The sequence below is a fragment of the Arachnia propionica genome, assembly GCF_003932785.1.
In the GTDB taxonomy this organism is placed as follows: Bacteria; Actinomycetota; Actinomycetes; order Propionibacteriales; family Propionibacteriaceae; genus Arachnia; species Arachnia propionica_B.
The window spans coordinates 18,493-33,457 of the sequence record NZ_RQYT01000003.1 but is presented as its reverse complement, the minus strand read 5'-3'; the positions used below and the strand labels follow the sequence as shown (position 1 = coordinate 33,457).

Sequence of the window (14,965 nt, the reverse complement as noted above, 5' to 3'; positions counted from 1 at the left end):
CACCCAGTCCTGACGAAAGGTCTGAGTGCATTGGACGGCTCGAACTCGATTCGCTGGCACTGCTGGCGCCCCACCGCCCACAGACACTTCACCACGTGGTTCAGGTTCGCGCGCATCGACGTGCTCGGGGCAGGGACCAGACCTCCGGGTCCGGCACAGGCCAACAGCGTCACGGCGTCCTGCAGACGTCGCACAGCATTCGCACTGGGAACTTGGTGAGCCGCTCCCTCTGAGAGGGTGCGCGGATAGGGGGATCGTGACGAGGATCGTCACGGTGGCGTCCTGGCAAGGCGGACGACGAAGAGCACACTGGATCGTGCGTTCGAGGAGGACAACACAGCCAGGGGGGACACCGGGGCGACCGCAGTAGATGCACCTATCCGCGCGCCCTCTAAGCTGAAACCAGGTCAGGGAGGCGAATGTTCGTTCCGTCCGGCAACTCATGAGTGATCGTCCGCTTCAGGGCAGACCCGGATCCGGGCGCCCTGACGAGATCGCGCCCAAGGTAACGTCTCAAGCCGCCTCGGTCGGCACCACACGCTGCGTCGCGGGCACCTCTCGCTCATCTAGGCTTGGAACATGGATGCCCGGAACGATGAGGGGCAGCGGATCGCTGGCCGCCGTGGTCACGTGGTGCGACGGGGCGAGGGAGAGCCACTCGTCCTGGTGCATGGCAACGGGGTTGACCATCGGCTGCTGCTCGCACTCGACGACACCCTCGACTCCTGCGGTTGGGAACGCATCTACCTGGACCTGCCGGGATTCGGAGGGACTCCTCCCCTCAGTGAAGGCCCCGGCGGGTTGCCGGAGATTGCTCACTGGCTGGAACAGACAGTCGCCGAGTTGCTGGGAGAGCAGCCCTTCGCGCTGCTCGGCAACTCGCTCGGTGGTCTCCTGGTGCGCTGGCTGGCGGCGCGACATCGGGAACAGGTGCGTGGGGTCGCCTTGCTCGCCCCGGTGGTGGACTCGGATGTCTCGGCACGTCGCGTCCCCGAACAGACGGTGGTGGCACGGGACGAGGCCCTACTGGCGTCGCTGCCCGAGCCGGACCGTGAGGAGTTCACCCAGATCGCCACCTGCTGGACCAGACCTTCCTGGGAACGCTTCAGGGATGCCGCCCTGCCCGGAATCAAGGCCGCGGACCCGGTGGCGATGGCTCGACTCGGTCGGCGGTACAGCCTCGGCGCCGCCCCGGAGCACTCGGTTCCCCCGTTTGAAGGGCCGACGCTCATCGTGACGGGAAGACAGGACCACGTGGTCGGCTTCCGGGATCAGCATGAACTGCTGTCAGCCTATCCACGGGCAAGCTTCGCGGTCCTCGACGAAGCAGGGCACAACGTGCATCTGGAACAGCCCGAGATCGTCGCCGCCCTGCTGCGGGATTGGAGCCGCCGCGTGCAGGCGAGGTGAGACCTCGGCACCCGGAGGGTTGCTCAGCGGAGGCATCAAGGCTGCCCCCGAGCCGAGGCCACCCTCCCCGCACAATCCTCCACGACGTCGATCCGTGACCGCGGCGGGTTCGCCTGCCTTGACGCGGGTTCGCCTGCCTTCGGTGTGGCTCGCCTGCCTTGTTCGGCAGGCGATTCCGGACAAGGCAGGCATTTCCGAACCAAGGCAGGCGAATCAGCACACTGGCGGCCGGTGGGAGGAGGTGACTGAAGGATGGGCTGGTCACGAATCGCCGCCTTGCTTCGGTGAGATCGCGATGTCAACGCCGCCATGGAAGCAGCACGGCGATTCGTGACCATGGTGGCTGCTGGCACTCGAGCTGGGCGCGAATCCCCCGGAGATCTCGACACGGGTCCGCCGCCGTGGATTCGCGTAGCCGCTCCCTCATCCGGTCGGGCGATCCGGCCCTGTCCCGTCCGGAGGGACCCCATTTGCACAGCACGATCCTGACGCGTCCCGGGCGAGGTCGGCCACGACCTGTGGGAACCGTGCGGCCTGGACGTCCGGCGTCCAGGGACCCGGGTGACGGGCGGCGACGACGGCCTGGAGGCTGGCGGCCGCCCAGGCCGCGTCCGCGGCTGACAGACCCGCAGCGAGCAGCGTCCCGCAGACCCCGGCGAGCACATCCCCCGATCCCGCCTGGGCGGTCCATGCCGGTCCTGGAATCGCGCGCCTGATCACACCCTCCGGAGTGACGACCGGTTGGATGGCCCCCTTGAGCAGCACCGTCACCCCGAACTGCGCAGCGGCACGACGCGCTGCGGCGGCCGGGTCGGCCTCGACGACCGGGCGTTCGGTGGCGAGCATGGCGGCCAGTTCTCCTGCGTGTGGGGTGGCGAGGCTGCCGTGTGGCAGCCGACGGGGCAGCAACCGCAGGGCCTCCGCGTCGAGGACCAGGGGGACCTCCCGTTCGATCGCCTCCTCCAGCCGACGTCCGGCGTCGCTGCGTTCTCCCCAGCCGGGGCCGAGCACCATGGCCTGGACCTGACCGTCGGCGAGCACCACACTGGGGAACCGGGCGACGACGAGCTCCCCGGGTGCCGAGCCCAGGTAACGGACCATGCCGGGCCCCGCCCCGAGCGCGCCTGCCACGGCCAGCAACGCCGCCCCCGGGTAACGGGCCGAGCCCGCATCGATGCCGACGACGCCCCGGCTGTACTTGTGGCTCGTCGCACCGGGCACGGGCCACAGGTCGGCGAGCTGGCCAAGCTGCGGATCCCGGGTCATGACTCGCACACCACGAAGGCCGTGGCGAGGCCGCCGTCGTGGGAGAGACTGAGATGCACCCTTGAGACCCCGAGCGCCGCCGCGGCCCGGGCGACGGTGCCGGTGAGGACGAAGGCGGGCGCCCCGGCCTGGTCGGTGACCACCTCCGCGTCGAGCCAGCGCAGCCCTCCGGGACTCCGCAGCGCCTTGGCGAGCGCCTCCTTCGCGGCGAACCGGGCCGCCTGTGAGCGCACGGGCAGGGCACGCTCGCCGGGGGTGAGGAGCCGCTCGGCGATCCCCGGGCGTCGCGCCAACATCGCCTCGAAACGTTCGATGACGCACAGGTCCGTGCCGATACCGACGATCATCCGGCCAGCCTACGCGGCCACCGCCTGCTCACTCCACGGTGACGGACTTCGCCAGGTTGCGGGGCTGGTCGACGTCGTGGCCGCGCTGGGTGGCGACCTCGCAGGCGAACAGTTGCAGCGGCAGGATCGCCAGCAACGGCTGGATGAGCGTCGAGACCCGCGGCAGCGCGAGGAAGACGTCCGCGTGCTCGCGCGCCTCCGCGTCGTCGGCCTCGGCCAGCACGATGGTGCGCGCCCCCCTGGCCCGCACCTCGGCGATGTTGGAGATCACCTTGTCGCGCAGCTGGTCACGGCTGTGGGGCGGCACGACGACGAACATGGGCAGTCCCGGGGAGACGAGCGCGATCGGGCCGTGCTTGAGCTCACCCGCCGCGAATCCCTCCGCATGGATGTAGGCGAGCTCCTTGAGCTTGAGTGCCCCCTCGAGGGCGACGGGGTACCCGACGTGACGGCCGAGGAACAGCACCGACGGCGCGTCCTTCAGCTCGCCCGCCAGGTCGAGGACCTGCTGCTGCGCGTCGAGAACCCGCTGCATCTCCTCCGGCATGCGCTGCAATTCGTCGAGGATGGTCCGGATCTCGTCGGCGTACTTCATCCCCCGCACCTGGGCGAGGAACAGGCCCAGCAGGTAGCAGGCGATGAGCTGGGTGGTGAACCCCTTCGTGGAGGCCACCCCGATCTCCGGCCCGGCGTGGGTGTAGATGACGGCGTCGGACTCGCGCGGGATGGTGGCGCCGTTGGTGTTGCAGATCGCGATGACCTTGGCGTGCTGCTCCCGGGCGTGCCGGATGGCCATGAGCGTGTCGGCGGTCTCGCCGGACTGCGAGATGGTCACCACAAGGGTCATGGGGTCGATGATCGGGTCGCGGTACCGGAACTCGGAGGCCAGCTCGACCTCGCAGGCGATCCTGGTCCAGTGCTCGATCGCGTACTTGGCGACGAGTCCGGCGTAGAAGGCCGTCCCGCAGGCGACGATGACGATCTTGTTGATGCGGCGCAGTTCCTCGGGGCTGATGCGGATCTCGTCGAGGACGATTTCCCCGCGCTCATTGGTGCGCCCCAGGAGCGTGTCGGCGACGGCCTTGGGCTGCTCGAAGATCTCCTTGCGCATGAACCAGTCGTAGCCCTGCTTCTGCGCGGCGGTGAGGTCCCAGTCGACGTGGAAGGACCGCGTCGGGGCGGGGTTGCCGTCGAAGTCGGTCACCTCGACGCCCTCACGGGTCAGCTCGACGACCTGGTCCTGACCCAGTTCGAGCGCGTCGCGCGTGTGGGCGATGAACGCCGCGACGTCCGAGGCGAGAAAGTACTCGCCGTCACCGATCCCCACCACCAGCGGTGAGTTGCGGCGGGCGGCGACGATCCGGTCCGGGTCCTTGGCGTCGACGGCGACGAGCGTGAAGGTTCCCTCCAGCCGCTTCACCACGGCACGCATCGCCTCGACGAGGTCCGCCCCAGCGGCGAGTTCGCGGTCCAGGAGATGAGCAGCCACCTCCGAGTCGGTCTCCGAGGCGAACGGCCCCGTCAGGCCGTCCCGGAGCGCGGCATGATTCTCGATGATCCCGTTGTGGACCACCGCGGCCCTCCCGGCGAGGTGCGGGTGGGAGTTGGCGTCGGTGGGGGCACCGTGGGTGGCCCAACGGGTGTGGCCGATGGCCGTGCCGGAGGCGGGCAGGGGCTCGGCCTCCATCGCGGCGGCGAGATTGGCGATCTTGCCCGCCTTCTTCGCGTGGCTCAGCTCCCCGTCGGCGACGACGGCGATGCCCGCCGAGTCGTAGCCGCGGTACTCAAGTCGACGCAGTCCGTCGACGACGATCTGCCGCCCGTCGCGGCTGCCCAGGTATCCAACGATTCCACACACGAGGAGAACCGTACATCACAGCTGCGCATTTCTTGACTTCCATGGGCGCGTCACCTTTTCCGCCGGAGAGATAGGGTCATGGTCATGGACTTCCACAACCTCTACGCCCAGGGGTTCGCGCGGGTCGCTGCCGCGACGCTGCCCGTCGCCGACTTCGACCCCGCCACCAACGCCGAACGCATCATCGCCACCGTCCACCGGGCCCACGAGCAGGCCGTCGCAGCCCTGGTCTTCCCGGAACTGTCGGTCAGCGGCTACGCCATCGACGACCTGCTGCTCAACGACTCCTTGCTCGACGCGGTCATCGCGGCCGTGGCGCGGATCGCCGCCGAGACGGCGGAGCTCGGCCCGTTGTTCGCCGTCGGTGCGCCGGTGAAGCTGCGGCACCGGCTGTACAACTGCGCGGTGGTGATCCATCGGGGCCGAGTGCTGGGCGTGGTGCCGAAGAGCTACCTGCCGAACTACCGCGAGTTCTACGAGAAGCGACACTTCGCCCCCGGCGAGGACAGCCCCGGCGATTCCGTGATGATCCCCGAGTGGAGCGACGAGGCGATCCCGTTCGGCGGCGAACTGCTGTTCTCCGCCAAGGACCTGCCGGATCTGAGGATCCATGTCGAGATCTGCGAGGACCTGTGGGTGCCGATCCCCCCCAGCCACGAGGCGGCCCTGGGCGGAGCGACGGTGATGATGAACCTGTCGGCCTCCCCCATCACCATCGGCCGGGCCTCGGATCGACGGGCCCTGGCGGCTGCGGCGTCGAAACGGTGCCTTGGGGCCTACGTCTATGCGGCGGCCATGTTCGGCGAGTCGACCACCGACCTGGCCTGGGACGGTCACACCATGATCCACGAGATGGGGGCACTGCTGGCCGAGGGGGAACGCTTCCCCCGCGAGGCGCAACTCACCGTCGCCGACGTGGACCTGGACCGGATCCGGCAGGAGCGGATGCGGCAGGGCTCCTTCGACGACAACCGTCAGCGCTTCGCCACCTTCCTGTCCAGCATCGACTTCGAGGCCAGCCCACCCACGGGGGATCTCGGCCTGCGACGTCCCCTCGATCGTTTCCCCTTCGTCCCGAACGACCGGTCCCAGCTGGAGCAGGACTGCTTCGAGGGTTACAACATCCAGGTCTCAGGTCTGGAGCGACGGATGCTCGCCATCGGCGGCGGCGACCCGGCACGCGCCCCGAAGCTCTGCATCGGAGTCTCGGGCGGCCTCGACTCGACCCACGCCCTCATCGTCGCGGCGAAGGCCTGCGACCGGCTGGGCCTGCCCCGGACCCACATCCTCGCCTGGACCATGCCCGGCTTCGCCACCACCGAGCACACCCGCAACAACGCCCAAGCCCTGTCCGAGGCCCTCGGCGTGACGTTCGAGACCGTCGACATCCGGCCCATGGCCACACAGATGCTCGCCGACCTGGGCCACCCCTACGCCGAGGGCCAGGACACCTACGACATCACCTTCGAGAACGTCCAGGCCGGCATCCGCTACGACTTCCTGTTCCGGGCGGCCAACCACCACGGCGGCATCGTCGTCGGCACCGGCGACCTGTCGGAGCTGGCGCTGGGCTGGTGCACCTACGGGGTGGGCGACCACATGAGCCACTACGGGGTCAACGCCGGGGTGCCGAAGACCCTCATCCAGCACCTCATCCGCTGGGTCATCGCCTCCGGACAGTTCGACGAGCGGGTGAACGAGGTGCTGGCCTCCGTACTGGGCACCGAGATCAGCCCGGAGCTCATCCCGACCCGCCCCGGCGAGGTCCCGCAGTCCACCGAGGCCACGATCGGCCCCTACGAGTTGCAGGACTTCACCCTGTACCACCTTCTCAGGCACGGGATGCGGCCCCGGAGAATCGCCTTCCTGGCCCATCACGCGTGGCGGGACGTCGCCGTCGGGGACTGGCCCGCGGGCATGGCCGAGACGGATCGTCGCTCCTACGACCTCGCGACGATCCGGGGTTGGCTGCAGGTGTTCGTACGCCGCTTCGCGACGAACCAGTTCAAGCGGAGCACCCTGCCGAACGGGCCCAAGGTGGTCTCAGGCGGCTCCCTGTCGCCACGTGGCGACTGGCGGATGCCCTCCGACGTGACGGCGAAGGTGTGGCTGGAGGAGATCGAACGCGACATCCCGTCGTGATGCTGGGTAGCATGCTCGAGTCCTGAACCGAGGGGGTTTCCCATGTCCCGTCCCTACGTCGTGCTGCGCCGCAAGGCGTGGGCGGCTCTCGCCGACAACACCGAGATCGACCTCGACGAGGCCACGCTGGAGCGTCTCCGTGGCCTCGGCGACCCCACCTCCGCCGCCGACGTGGCGGACATCTACCGCCCGCTGACGCAGCTGCTGCACCTGTACATGGCGAACGCGGGTCGGCTGTGTGACGACTCGAACCGGTTCCTCAACCTGAAGGTGCGGCGCACCCCGTTCGTCATCGGGATCGCCGGCTCCGTCGCCGTCGGGAAGTCGACGACGGCCCGGCTGCTGCAGGAGCTGCTGCGTCGCGCCCCGGGCAGCCCGAAGGTGGATCTGGTGACCACGGACGGCTTCCTGTACCCCAATGCGGAGCTGGAGCGTCGAGGGCTGCTCGATCAGAAGGGCTTCCCGCAATCCTACGACCGCAAGGCGCTGCTGCAGTTCGTGATGGACGTCAAATCCGGGGAGCCCCGGGTCACCGCCCCGGTGTACAGCCACAAGGTCTACGACATCGTCGAGGGTGAGCAGATCGTCATCGAGAACCCCGGCATCCTCATCATCGAGGGACTCAACGTCCTGCAACCCGCCCGAGCCGACTCCCAGGGGCGCTCAGGAGCCGCGGTGAGCGACTTCTTCGATTTCTCGGTCTATGTCGACGCCCCCGAGGAGGACATCCGACGCTGGTTCATGGATCGGTTCATGGTGCTCCGCGACACGGCCTTCCGCGACGAGGACAGCTTCTTCAAGCACTACACCACGATGAGCCCGGCGGAGGCGAGGCAGTTCGCGGCCCACGTCTGGGAGTCCATCAACGGCCCCAACCTGCGCGAGAACATCGTCACGACGAAGGATCGGGCCACCGCGATCCTCAGCAAGGGCCCGGATCACAGCGTGCGGACCATCGCGATCCGCAAGGTCTGAGGGCCCACCGCACGCGGGGATTCAGCGAAGATCCCTGCGCCGTGCGCCAGCGGTCTCGACACGGACGGCTCGCAAGCTCGCGGTCCGGCTCGACCAGCGGTCGAGAAGGCACCGGGGGACGCCGTCAGATCGCCAGACGATCCTTGACGATGGCGGCGAGTCGTTCGGCGATCTCCCCGGCCTGGTCGTCGCTCGGCGCCTCCACCATGACCCGGACGACGGGCTCGGTGCCCGACGGACGCAGCAGGACGCGACCGCTGGAACCCAGCTCGGCGCTGGCGTCGGCGACGGCGGAGCTGATGGCGGTGTCGAGGCCTGCGCGGAGCTTGTCGACGTTCTTGACGTTGATGATGACCTGCGGCAGGCGCGTCATCACGGCCGCGAGTTCCTTGAGGGACTTGCCGGTCGTCGCGACCCGCTTGGCGAGGTGCAGGCCCGTCAGCACACCGTCGCCGGTGGTGGCGAACTCGCTCATGATGACGTGCCCGGACTGCTCGCCGCCGAGGGAGAATCCGTTGGCCCCCATGGACTCCAGGACGTACCGGTCCCCCACCTTGGTCTGGTCGAGGCGGATGTCGTGCTCGGCGAGCGCCAGCTTGAGACCGAGGTTGCTCATCACGGTGGCGACGACGGTGTTGGACGCGAGGCGGTGGTCCTCCTGGAGGGCAAGGGCGAGGATCGCGAGGATCTGGTCGCCGTCGATGAGGTTGCCCTCGTGATCGACGGCGAGGCAGCGGTCGGCGTCGCCGTCGAAGGCGAGTCCGAGGTCGGCCTCCTCCGCCACGACGACCTTCTGCAGCTGCTCGGGATGGGTGGAGCCGCAGCGTTCGTTGATGTTGAGGCCGTCCGGGGAGGCGTTGATGGCGATGACCTCGGCACCCGCCTCCTCGAAGGCGAGCACGGCTGTCTGATAGGAGGCGCCGTTGGCGCAGTCGAGGACCACCTTGAGCCCGCCCAGGGCCTCCTCACCGCGCAGCGACTTCACCAAGTGCTTGACGTAGGAGTCGACGGCGCGAGGCTGGTCGATGATGCGCCCCACCTTCTCGCCGACGGGGCGCTGCCAGGTCTCCTGCATGCGGGACTCGATGGCGTCCTCGAGGTCGTCGTCGAGCTTGACCCCGCCGCGGGCGAAGAACTTGATGCCGTTGTCGGGCATGGGGTTGTGGGAGGCGGAGATCATGACGCCGAGGTCGGTCCGGTACTCGCCGACGAGGTAGGCGGCGGCCGGGGTGGGCACCACGCCGACGCGCAGGACGTCCACACCGGCGCTGGCGAGCCCCGCACACACGGCGGCCTCCAGGAACTCTCCGGAGGCCCGGGGGTCGCGGGCGACCAGCGCGGTGGGCTGGCGCCGCCCGAAGACCCCGGCCTCGCCGAGGGTGTGGGCAGCGGCCACCGACAGGTCGAGGGCCAGTTCGGCGGTGAGTTCCTGATTCGCGACGCCGCGCACGCCGTCAGTTCCGAAGAGTCGAGCCATGGGGGCCAGCATAGAGCGCGCAGTGTCGTTGAGCGATTCGGGTCCGGGCAGCGAGGCCGGAAGGCGGGAGGACGGCAGGAAACGGGAACACCCCCGCCAGGTGACGGGGGTGTTCCGGTGAGGCCTGGATCAGCGCTTCGAGTACTGCGGGGCCTTGCGGGCCTTCTTGAGACCGGCCTTCTTGCGTTCCTTGATGCGGGCGTCGCGGGTCAGCATCCCGGCCTTCTTGAGGGCGGGGCGGCTGGCCTCGGCGTCGACCTCGTTGAGGGCCCGGGCGATGCCGAGACGGAGCGCACCGGCCTGGCCGGTGACGCCGCCGCCGTCGATGCGGGCGATGACGTCGTAGGAGCCTTCAACCCCGGCGGTGACGAAGGGGTCGGAGACCAGCTGCTGGTGCACCTTGTTCGGGAAGTAGTCGTCCAGGGTGCGGCCGTTGATGGCCCACTGGCCGGAGCCGGGGACGATGCGGACGCGGGCGACGGCCTCCTTGCGGCGACCCGTCGCAGCGCCGGGGGCGATGACGGCCGGGCGGGCGGTCGAGGCCTCGGCGGCGGCCGGGTTGGAGTCGGAGCGGTAGGCGATCTCGCGGTCCTGCTCGTCGACGAAGGGCTTGATCTCCTCGGCGGTCTCCTCGACCGCGGTGGTGGTCTCAGTCATGTCCGTGGTTCCTCAGCTCACTGGGCAATCTGGGTGATCTCGAAGGGCTGCGGCTTCTGCGCAGCGTGCGGGTGCTCCGGGCCGGAGTACACCTTGAGCTTGCCGATCAGCTGACGGCTCAGCTTGTTCTTCGGCAGCATGCCCCAGACGGCGCGCTCGACGGCCTTGCGGGGATCCTTCTCCAGCAGGTCACCGATCGAGACGGCCTTGAGGCCACCCGGACGACCGGAGTGGGAGTAGCGCATGTCGTTGGCGCGCTTGGTGCCGGTCAGCGCGATCTTCGAGGCGTTGACGACGATCACGAAGTCGCCACCGTCGACGTGAGGGGCGAAGGTGGGCTTGTGCTTGCCGCGGAGCAGCGTTGCGACCTGGGAGGCCAGACGGCCGAGGACGACGTCTTCAGCATCGATCACATGCCAGTTCCGGGCGATCTCGCCAGGCTTTGGGGTGTACGTGGACACGGCGACTTCCATTCGTTGTCAAACACTTGGGTGGTCACGCGCCGCCGTCCGGCAGGTCCATGGACCGCGGGGCGGAGCACAACAGCGCCCTAGTCTAAGTCGGCGGGGCCGGTGTGGTCAAAACACCTACCCACCCCTGCCCTGCTGGTCGAGCCACCCGGCTTCGCCGGTCGAGCCGGGAGTCCCGATGCAAAGCGAGGGAATCCCGCGTCGAGACCCGGTGGGGCTCCCGGCCCAGTTGGGCACCAGAACTCTACGCCCGAGGCCGGATGAAACACGCCCGGGCTCCATCGAAGGTCGCAACTGAGGTTCCACCTCACGACTCTGCCGCCGCGCCACCGATCCCGGAAGGCTGGAGTTCATGAGAAACACACGCCCACGGCACCTGTTCACTGCCCTGCTCCTAGCAACGCTGGCCCTGCTCAGCGCCTGCAGCAGCCCACCCGCACCACCACCGCCACCGGTCGAGGCACCGGCCGAGACCCATGAGCTCACCAAGGCCGACCTCGACGCCTGGCTGGACGGGAAACTCCCCGATGTCCTCACCAAGGGCAAGGCGACCGGAGCCGTGGTCACCGTCGTCAAGGACGGTGAGATCCTCACCATGCGTGGCTACGGCCACGCCAAACGCGGCGAGAACGGCCAACCCGGGACCCCCGTGGACCCCGAGACCACCATCTTCCGCTGGGGCTCGATCTCCAAGGTCCCCACCGCGATTGCCGCCATGCAACTGGTCGAGCAGGGCAAACTCGACCTCGACGCCGACATCACCACCTACACCGACGTCCCCATCCAGAAACACCACAAGGAGCCGATCACCCTACGCCACCTCCTGACCCACACCGCAGGCTTCGAGGAAAGCCTGGTTCACCTCAGTCCCGCTCTCAAGGACGCCTCCGTGGCCGAGTATGTCCACCACAACCCACCCGTCTCCGTCCATCGCCCCGGCACCACCCCCGGCTACTCCAACTACGGCATCACCCTGGTCGGGTACCTCGTCGAACAGGCCAGCGGCCAGCCCTTCCACGAGTACGTGAAGGAGCACGTCCTGCGCCCTGCCGGGATGACCACGGCCAGCTACGACCAGCCCCTCCCCGAAGAGACACTGGCGCTCGCCTACGAGCATGATGGCCAACCAGCCCCTTTCCAATTCTTTTCTGGTGTCGCCCCCGCAGGGACCTTGGCAGGTTCTGGGAAGGACGCCGCCGCCTTCATGCTCGCCCAGCTGAACCGATCCCCCCAACTCCTCACCAAGGACAGCTGGGAGCAGATGTGGGCCCCAGCCCTCACCGAGGGCACCCTGGGCAACCTCGCACACTCATCCCGCATGGGGCTCGGCTACTTCACCGGAGCCCACAACGGCCACCGCACCGTCTCGCACGGCGGCGACACCAGCCACTACCACTCCCAGTTTGAGATCTACCCCGACAACCAAACAGGCATCTTCATCTCCTTCACCGGCAGACTCAACCCCGAGAACGCCACCCTGCGCCACGACCTCACCGAAGGCTTCGCCGACCGCTACCTCCCCGCCGACACCACCACCCCGACCCCGCCCTTGGAGGGCTCCGCCGAACGCGCCCAGCAGGTCGCAGGCAGCTATACCCAAAGCCGCGGATGGGTGACCACCTGGATGTCTGCCTGGTCCAGCACGCTTCATCAGGAGAAGATCCAGGCCCTGCCCAACGGCAACCTGCTGTTCCGAGACCGGGAACTGGTGGAGATCGCACCCTGGATCTGGAAAGACCCCCGCGCCGACGGGCTCTTCACCATTCTCACCGCCCGGGTCGTCGACGGCAAGGTCGAAGCCGTGGGTGAGGGACCCGCCTTCACCCTGCTACCCGCCACCCCCACCCAGCAGACCCTCGTCCCGATCTGCATCGTGAGCTTGGCCATCTTCTCTCTGGCCCTGCTCACCTGGGCCATCGGAGCCATCAAACGCCTTGTCCAACGACGACGCGGCCATCCCATCACCGGGCTCCCCCGCCTCGCCCACCTCGCCCGCCTCGGCGCACTCAGCGCAGCGGTGGCCCTGCCCAGCTGGCTCATCATCCCCACGACCGCCCTGAGCAGCGGTGACTTCGGCACACTCGGCAACATCCCCCTGTTGCGCACCCTGCAGATCCTCCAGTGGGCAGGGATCGCAGCCATCATCCCAGCTGGCATCGACCTGGTCGCCACCCTCAGGACCCGAGCAGGATGGCGCCGCACCACCATGGCCGCCCTCCTCCTGGCGGCCCTGCTCGCCACAGCCTGGTGGGCCTGGACAGGCAACACCCTCAACCCCAACCTCGGGGTGTGAGTGATGAGGGAGCGCGGACAGCTGGGGTCGCCACGGGGGCATCAGTGGCTCTCACCTGCCCGCGCCCCCTCCGGCAGACTGTCCCCCATGGTTCGACGAGGTGATGTACTGCTGGCCCTGGGGATCGCCCTGCTCTCCTGGCTGGCAACGACTCTGGCCGAACAGGCGGTCAGCACGGCTTCCCACACCTCTTCGACGTGGGAGGTCCTGAGGATGTTCCTGACCCTGGAAGCTCTGGCGTTGGTCTGGTGGCGGAAGCACCCACTGCTCACCCAAGGACTCATCTTCCTCCTCCACATCCCTGTCCTACTGCTCCCACTGAACATCGTGCTGACGGACACTGTTTTCTCCGGCATGGTCGCGGTGAGCGACATTCCGGCGAACGGCATCTCCCAAACGATCGCTGCCTTCTCCATCGGCCGTCGTCTCGCGCTGCCACGTGCGACAGCCGTTATGACCGGCCTGGCCACCCTCGCCGTCCTCATCACGGTCGTGGTGAAACAACCCAACTGGGCCACCATCATCGCGGTGACAATCGTCAACGCTCTCCAGTACCTGGCACCCATGCTGGTCGGGGCGATGCTGGCCAGCCGAGCGAGACACGAGCAGATCATCAGAAGATTGAAGGCCGAAGAACAGGAGAAGCGGTTGACAATGGCTCTCCTGGAGGAGCGGCGACGGCTGGCGGGCGAACTCCACGACGTCGCAGCCCATCACCTGGCCGGGCTGGTGGTGCAGGCCGCGGCCCTGGAGCAGTTGATCGACCGCGACCCGGTCCGGGCCAAGGATGCGGCGAGACAACTGCGAGGCCTCGGGAAGGAGGCGCTGGCCGGGCTCCGTTCGGTCGTGAAGTTGCTGCGCCACGACGACCCGCAGCGCGGAATCCGCGACATCCCCGAGCTCATCGAGTCCACTCGTGCGCTGGGGGTGCCGATCACCGCACACCTGGTGCATCCACCGTCGTTGCCCCCGCTGAGCGAGGCCGCTGCCTACAGGATCGTCCAACAGGCCATCAGCAACGCCATCCAGCACGCCCCGAGCGCCACCATCCACGTCGAGATCGACGAAGCGGGGCTCAGGGTCAGCAACGGTCGAGGACAGGGTGAGGTCGAGCTCGGCAGCGGCGGCGTGGGCCTGGAGGTGATGCAGGAACGAGCGGCGGCCATCGGAGCCGAGTTCCAGGCCGGCCCCACGGATGCGGGAGGATGGCAGGTGCAGCTGACCTGGCCGAGGACGGGAGCGGAGGAAACATGATCCGAGTGGTGCTGGTGGATGACCAGGCCGTGGTGCGGGCCGGGTTCAAGGTGCTGTTGGAGGCCGAGCCGGACATCCAAGTGGTCGGTGAGGCATCCGGTGGTCGTCAGGCCGTGCAGGTCGCGCAGCGGACCAACCCGGACGTGGTGTGCATGGATCTGCGCATGCCCGCCGGGGATGGCCTGGAGGCCACGCGCCGCATCGTGAGCGAGCGACGGGGCGAGAAACCGGCCGTGCTGGTGGTGACCACCTTCGACATGGACGCCGACGTCTTCGGCGCCCTGGAGGCCGGGGCCGACGGCTTCATCCTCAAGGACTGCGAACCCGAGGAACTGGTGACGGCGGTACGCCGCCTGGCTGGCGGTTTCGGTCTGGTGGACCAAGCCGTCACGAAGCGGGTGATCGCGGAGTTCGCCCGCCGTCAGGCCACGGCTCACGACACCGAGGCCGTCTCCTGCCTCACCCCGCGCGAACAGGAGATCATCCGGCTACTCGCCCAGGGCATGTCCAATGCGGAGATCGCAGCTGAACTGGTGGTGGAGGTCAGCACGGTCAAGTCCCACCTGACGAGGCTCCTCCCCAAGATCGGTGCCAGGGACCGGGTCCAAGCCGTCATCTGGGCCCACCGCCACGGGCTGGCCTGAAAATCCCACAGAAGTCGCCCACCCCCGACCCTCCCTCACCCGACCACCGACACCCGCCCCTGACCACCCCTCATCTCAACCCGCATTATGTCATTTTAGTGGATTTCTGGGGCTGGGGGCCCATAAATGCAAAACTACGCAGAGACTTCACCCTCGAAGTCAACGACCGAAC

The 14,965-nt window shown here is 68.3% G+C and carries 12 protein-coding genes; 6 read left to right on the top strand and 6 right to left on the bottom strand.

Going from position 1 to position 14,965, the window contains the following annotated elements; translation table 11 throughout:
* Positions 1-579 precede the first annotated feature (579 nt).
* Positions 580-1,410 carry an alpha/beta fold hydrolase gene (locus tag EII35_RS02330; protein WP_125226855.1) on the top strand — a complete coding sequence of 277 codons (831 nt, stop codon included), beginning with the start codon at positions 580-582 and terminating at the stop codon, positions 1,408-1,410.
* A 423-nt stretch (positions 1,411-1,833) separates the two neighbouring features.
* On the opposite strand, the gene EII35_RS02325 is transcribed toward EII35_RS02330, so the two are convergent.
* The 3 genes from EII35_RS02325 to glmS are packed head-to-tail and all read right to left on the bottom strand — an operon-like array spanning position 1,834 to position 4,881.
* Positions 1,834-2,676 (bottom strand): ADP-dependent NAD(P)H-hydrate dehydratase, encoded by an 843-nt coding sequence (locus tag EII35_RS02325; protein WP_125226854.1) that lies wholly within the window; start codon positions 2,674-2,676, stop codon positions 1,834-1,836.
* Positions 2,673-3,023 carry a holo-ACP synthase gene (locus EII35_RS02320; protein ID WP_125226853.1) on the bottom strand — a complete coding sequence of 117 codons (351 nt, stop codon included), beginning with the start codon at positions 3,021-3,023 and terminating at the stop codon, positions 2,673-2,675. The genes EII35_RS02325 and EII35_RS02320 overlap by 4 nt, the downstream gene beginning before the upstream one ends.
* 28 nt (positions 3,024-3,051) lie before the next feature.
* Positions 3,052-4,881 carry a glutamine--fructose-6-phosphate transaminase (isomerizing) gene (glmS, locus tag EII35_RS02315; RefSeq protein WP_125226852.1) on the bottom strand — a complete coding sequence of 610 codons (1,830 nt, stop codon included), beginning with the start codon at positions 4,879-4,881 and terminating at the stop codon, positions 3,052-3,054.
* Positions 4,882-4,959: 78 nt separating this feature from the next.
* Here glmS and EII35_RS02310 point away from each other — a divergent pair, with 78 nt between their 5' ends.
* Both EII35_RS02310 and coaA read left to right on the top strand, forming a co-directional pair.
* Positions 4,960-7,023, top strand: coding sequence for an NAD(+) synthase (locus EII35_RS02310; RefSeq protein WP_125226851.1), 2,064 nt, complete (start codon positions 4,960-4,962; stop codon positions 7,021-7,023).
* 42 nt (positions 7,024-7,065) lie between these two features.
* Complete coding sequence (gene coaA, locus EII35_RS02305) at positions 7,066-7,998, top strand: type I pantothenate kinase (protein WP_125226850.1); 933 nt, start codon at positions 7,066-7,068, stop codon at positions 7,996-7,998.
* 124 nt (positions 7,999-8,122) lie between these two features.
* Here the strand turns inward: coaA and glmM are convergent, their stop codons facing one another.
* From glmM to rplM, 3 genes are all read right to left on the bottom strand, one after another.
* Positions 8,123-9,475, bottom strand: coding sequence for a phosphoglucosamine mutase (gene glmM / locus EII35_RS02300; RefSeq protein ID WP_125226849.1), 1,353 nt, complete (start codon positions 9,473-9,475; stop codon positions 8,123-8,125).
* A 129-nt stretch (positions 9,476-9,604) separates the two neighbouring features.
* A complete protein-coding gene (gene rpsI / locus EII35_RS02295) occupies positions 9,605-10,132 on the bottom strand; it encodes a 30S ribosomal protein S9 (protein ID WP_125226848.1) in 528 nt (175 codons plus the stop codon).
* 17 nt (positions 10,133-10,149) lie between these two features.
* Positions 10,150-10,593, bottom strand: coding sequence for a 50S ribosomal protein L13 (gene rplM, locus EII35_RS02290; protein WP_125226847.1), 444 nt, complete (start codon positions 10,591-10,593; stop codon positions 10,150-10,152).
* A 361-nt stretch (positions 10,594-10,954) separates the two neighbouring features.
* Between rplM and EII35_RS02285 the strand changes: the two genes are divergently transcribed.
* The 3 genes from EII35_RS02285 to EII35_RS02275 all read left to right on the top strand — a co-directional run bounded on the left by EII35_RS02285 (position 10,955) and on the right by EII35_RS02275 (position 14,793).
* Entirely contained in the window at positions 10,955-12,895 is a 1,941-nt protein-coding gene (locus tag EII35_RS02285; protein ID WP_125226846.1) for a serine hydrolase domain-containing protein, read from the top strand.
* A gap of 87 nt (positions 12,896-12,982) precedes the next feature.
* Positions 12,983-14,149, top strand: a complete 1,167-nt coding sequence (locus tag EII35_RS02280) for a sensor histidine kinase (RefSeq protein WP_185744118.1) — start codon at positions 12,983-12,985, stop codon at positions 14,147-14,149.
* Positions 14,146-14,793: a response regulator gene (locus EII35_RS02275; protein ID WP_125226961.1), complete on the top strand. Its 648-nt coding sequence runs from the start codon at positions 14,146-14,148 to the stop codon at positions 14,791-14,793. The genes EII35_RS02280 and EII35_RS02275 overlap by 4 nt, the downstream gene beginning before the upstream one ends.
* Positions 14,794-14,965: the final 172 nt, after the last annotated feature.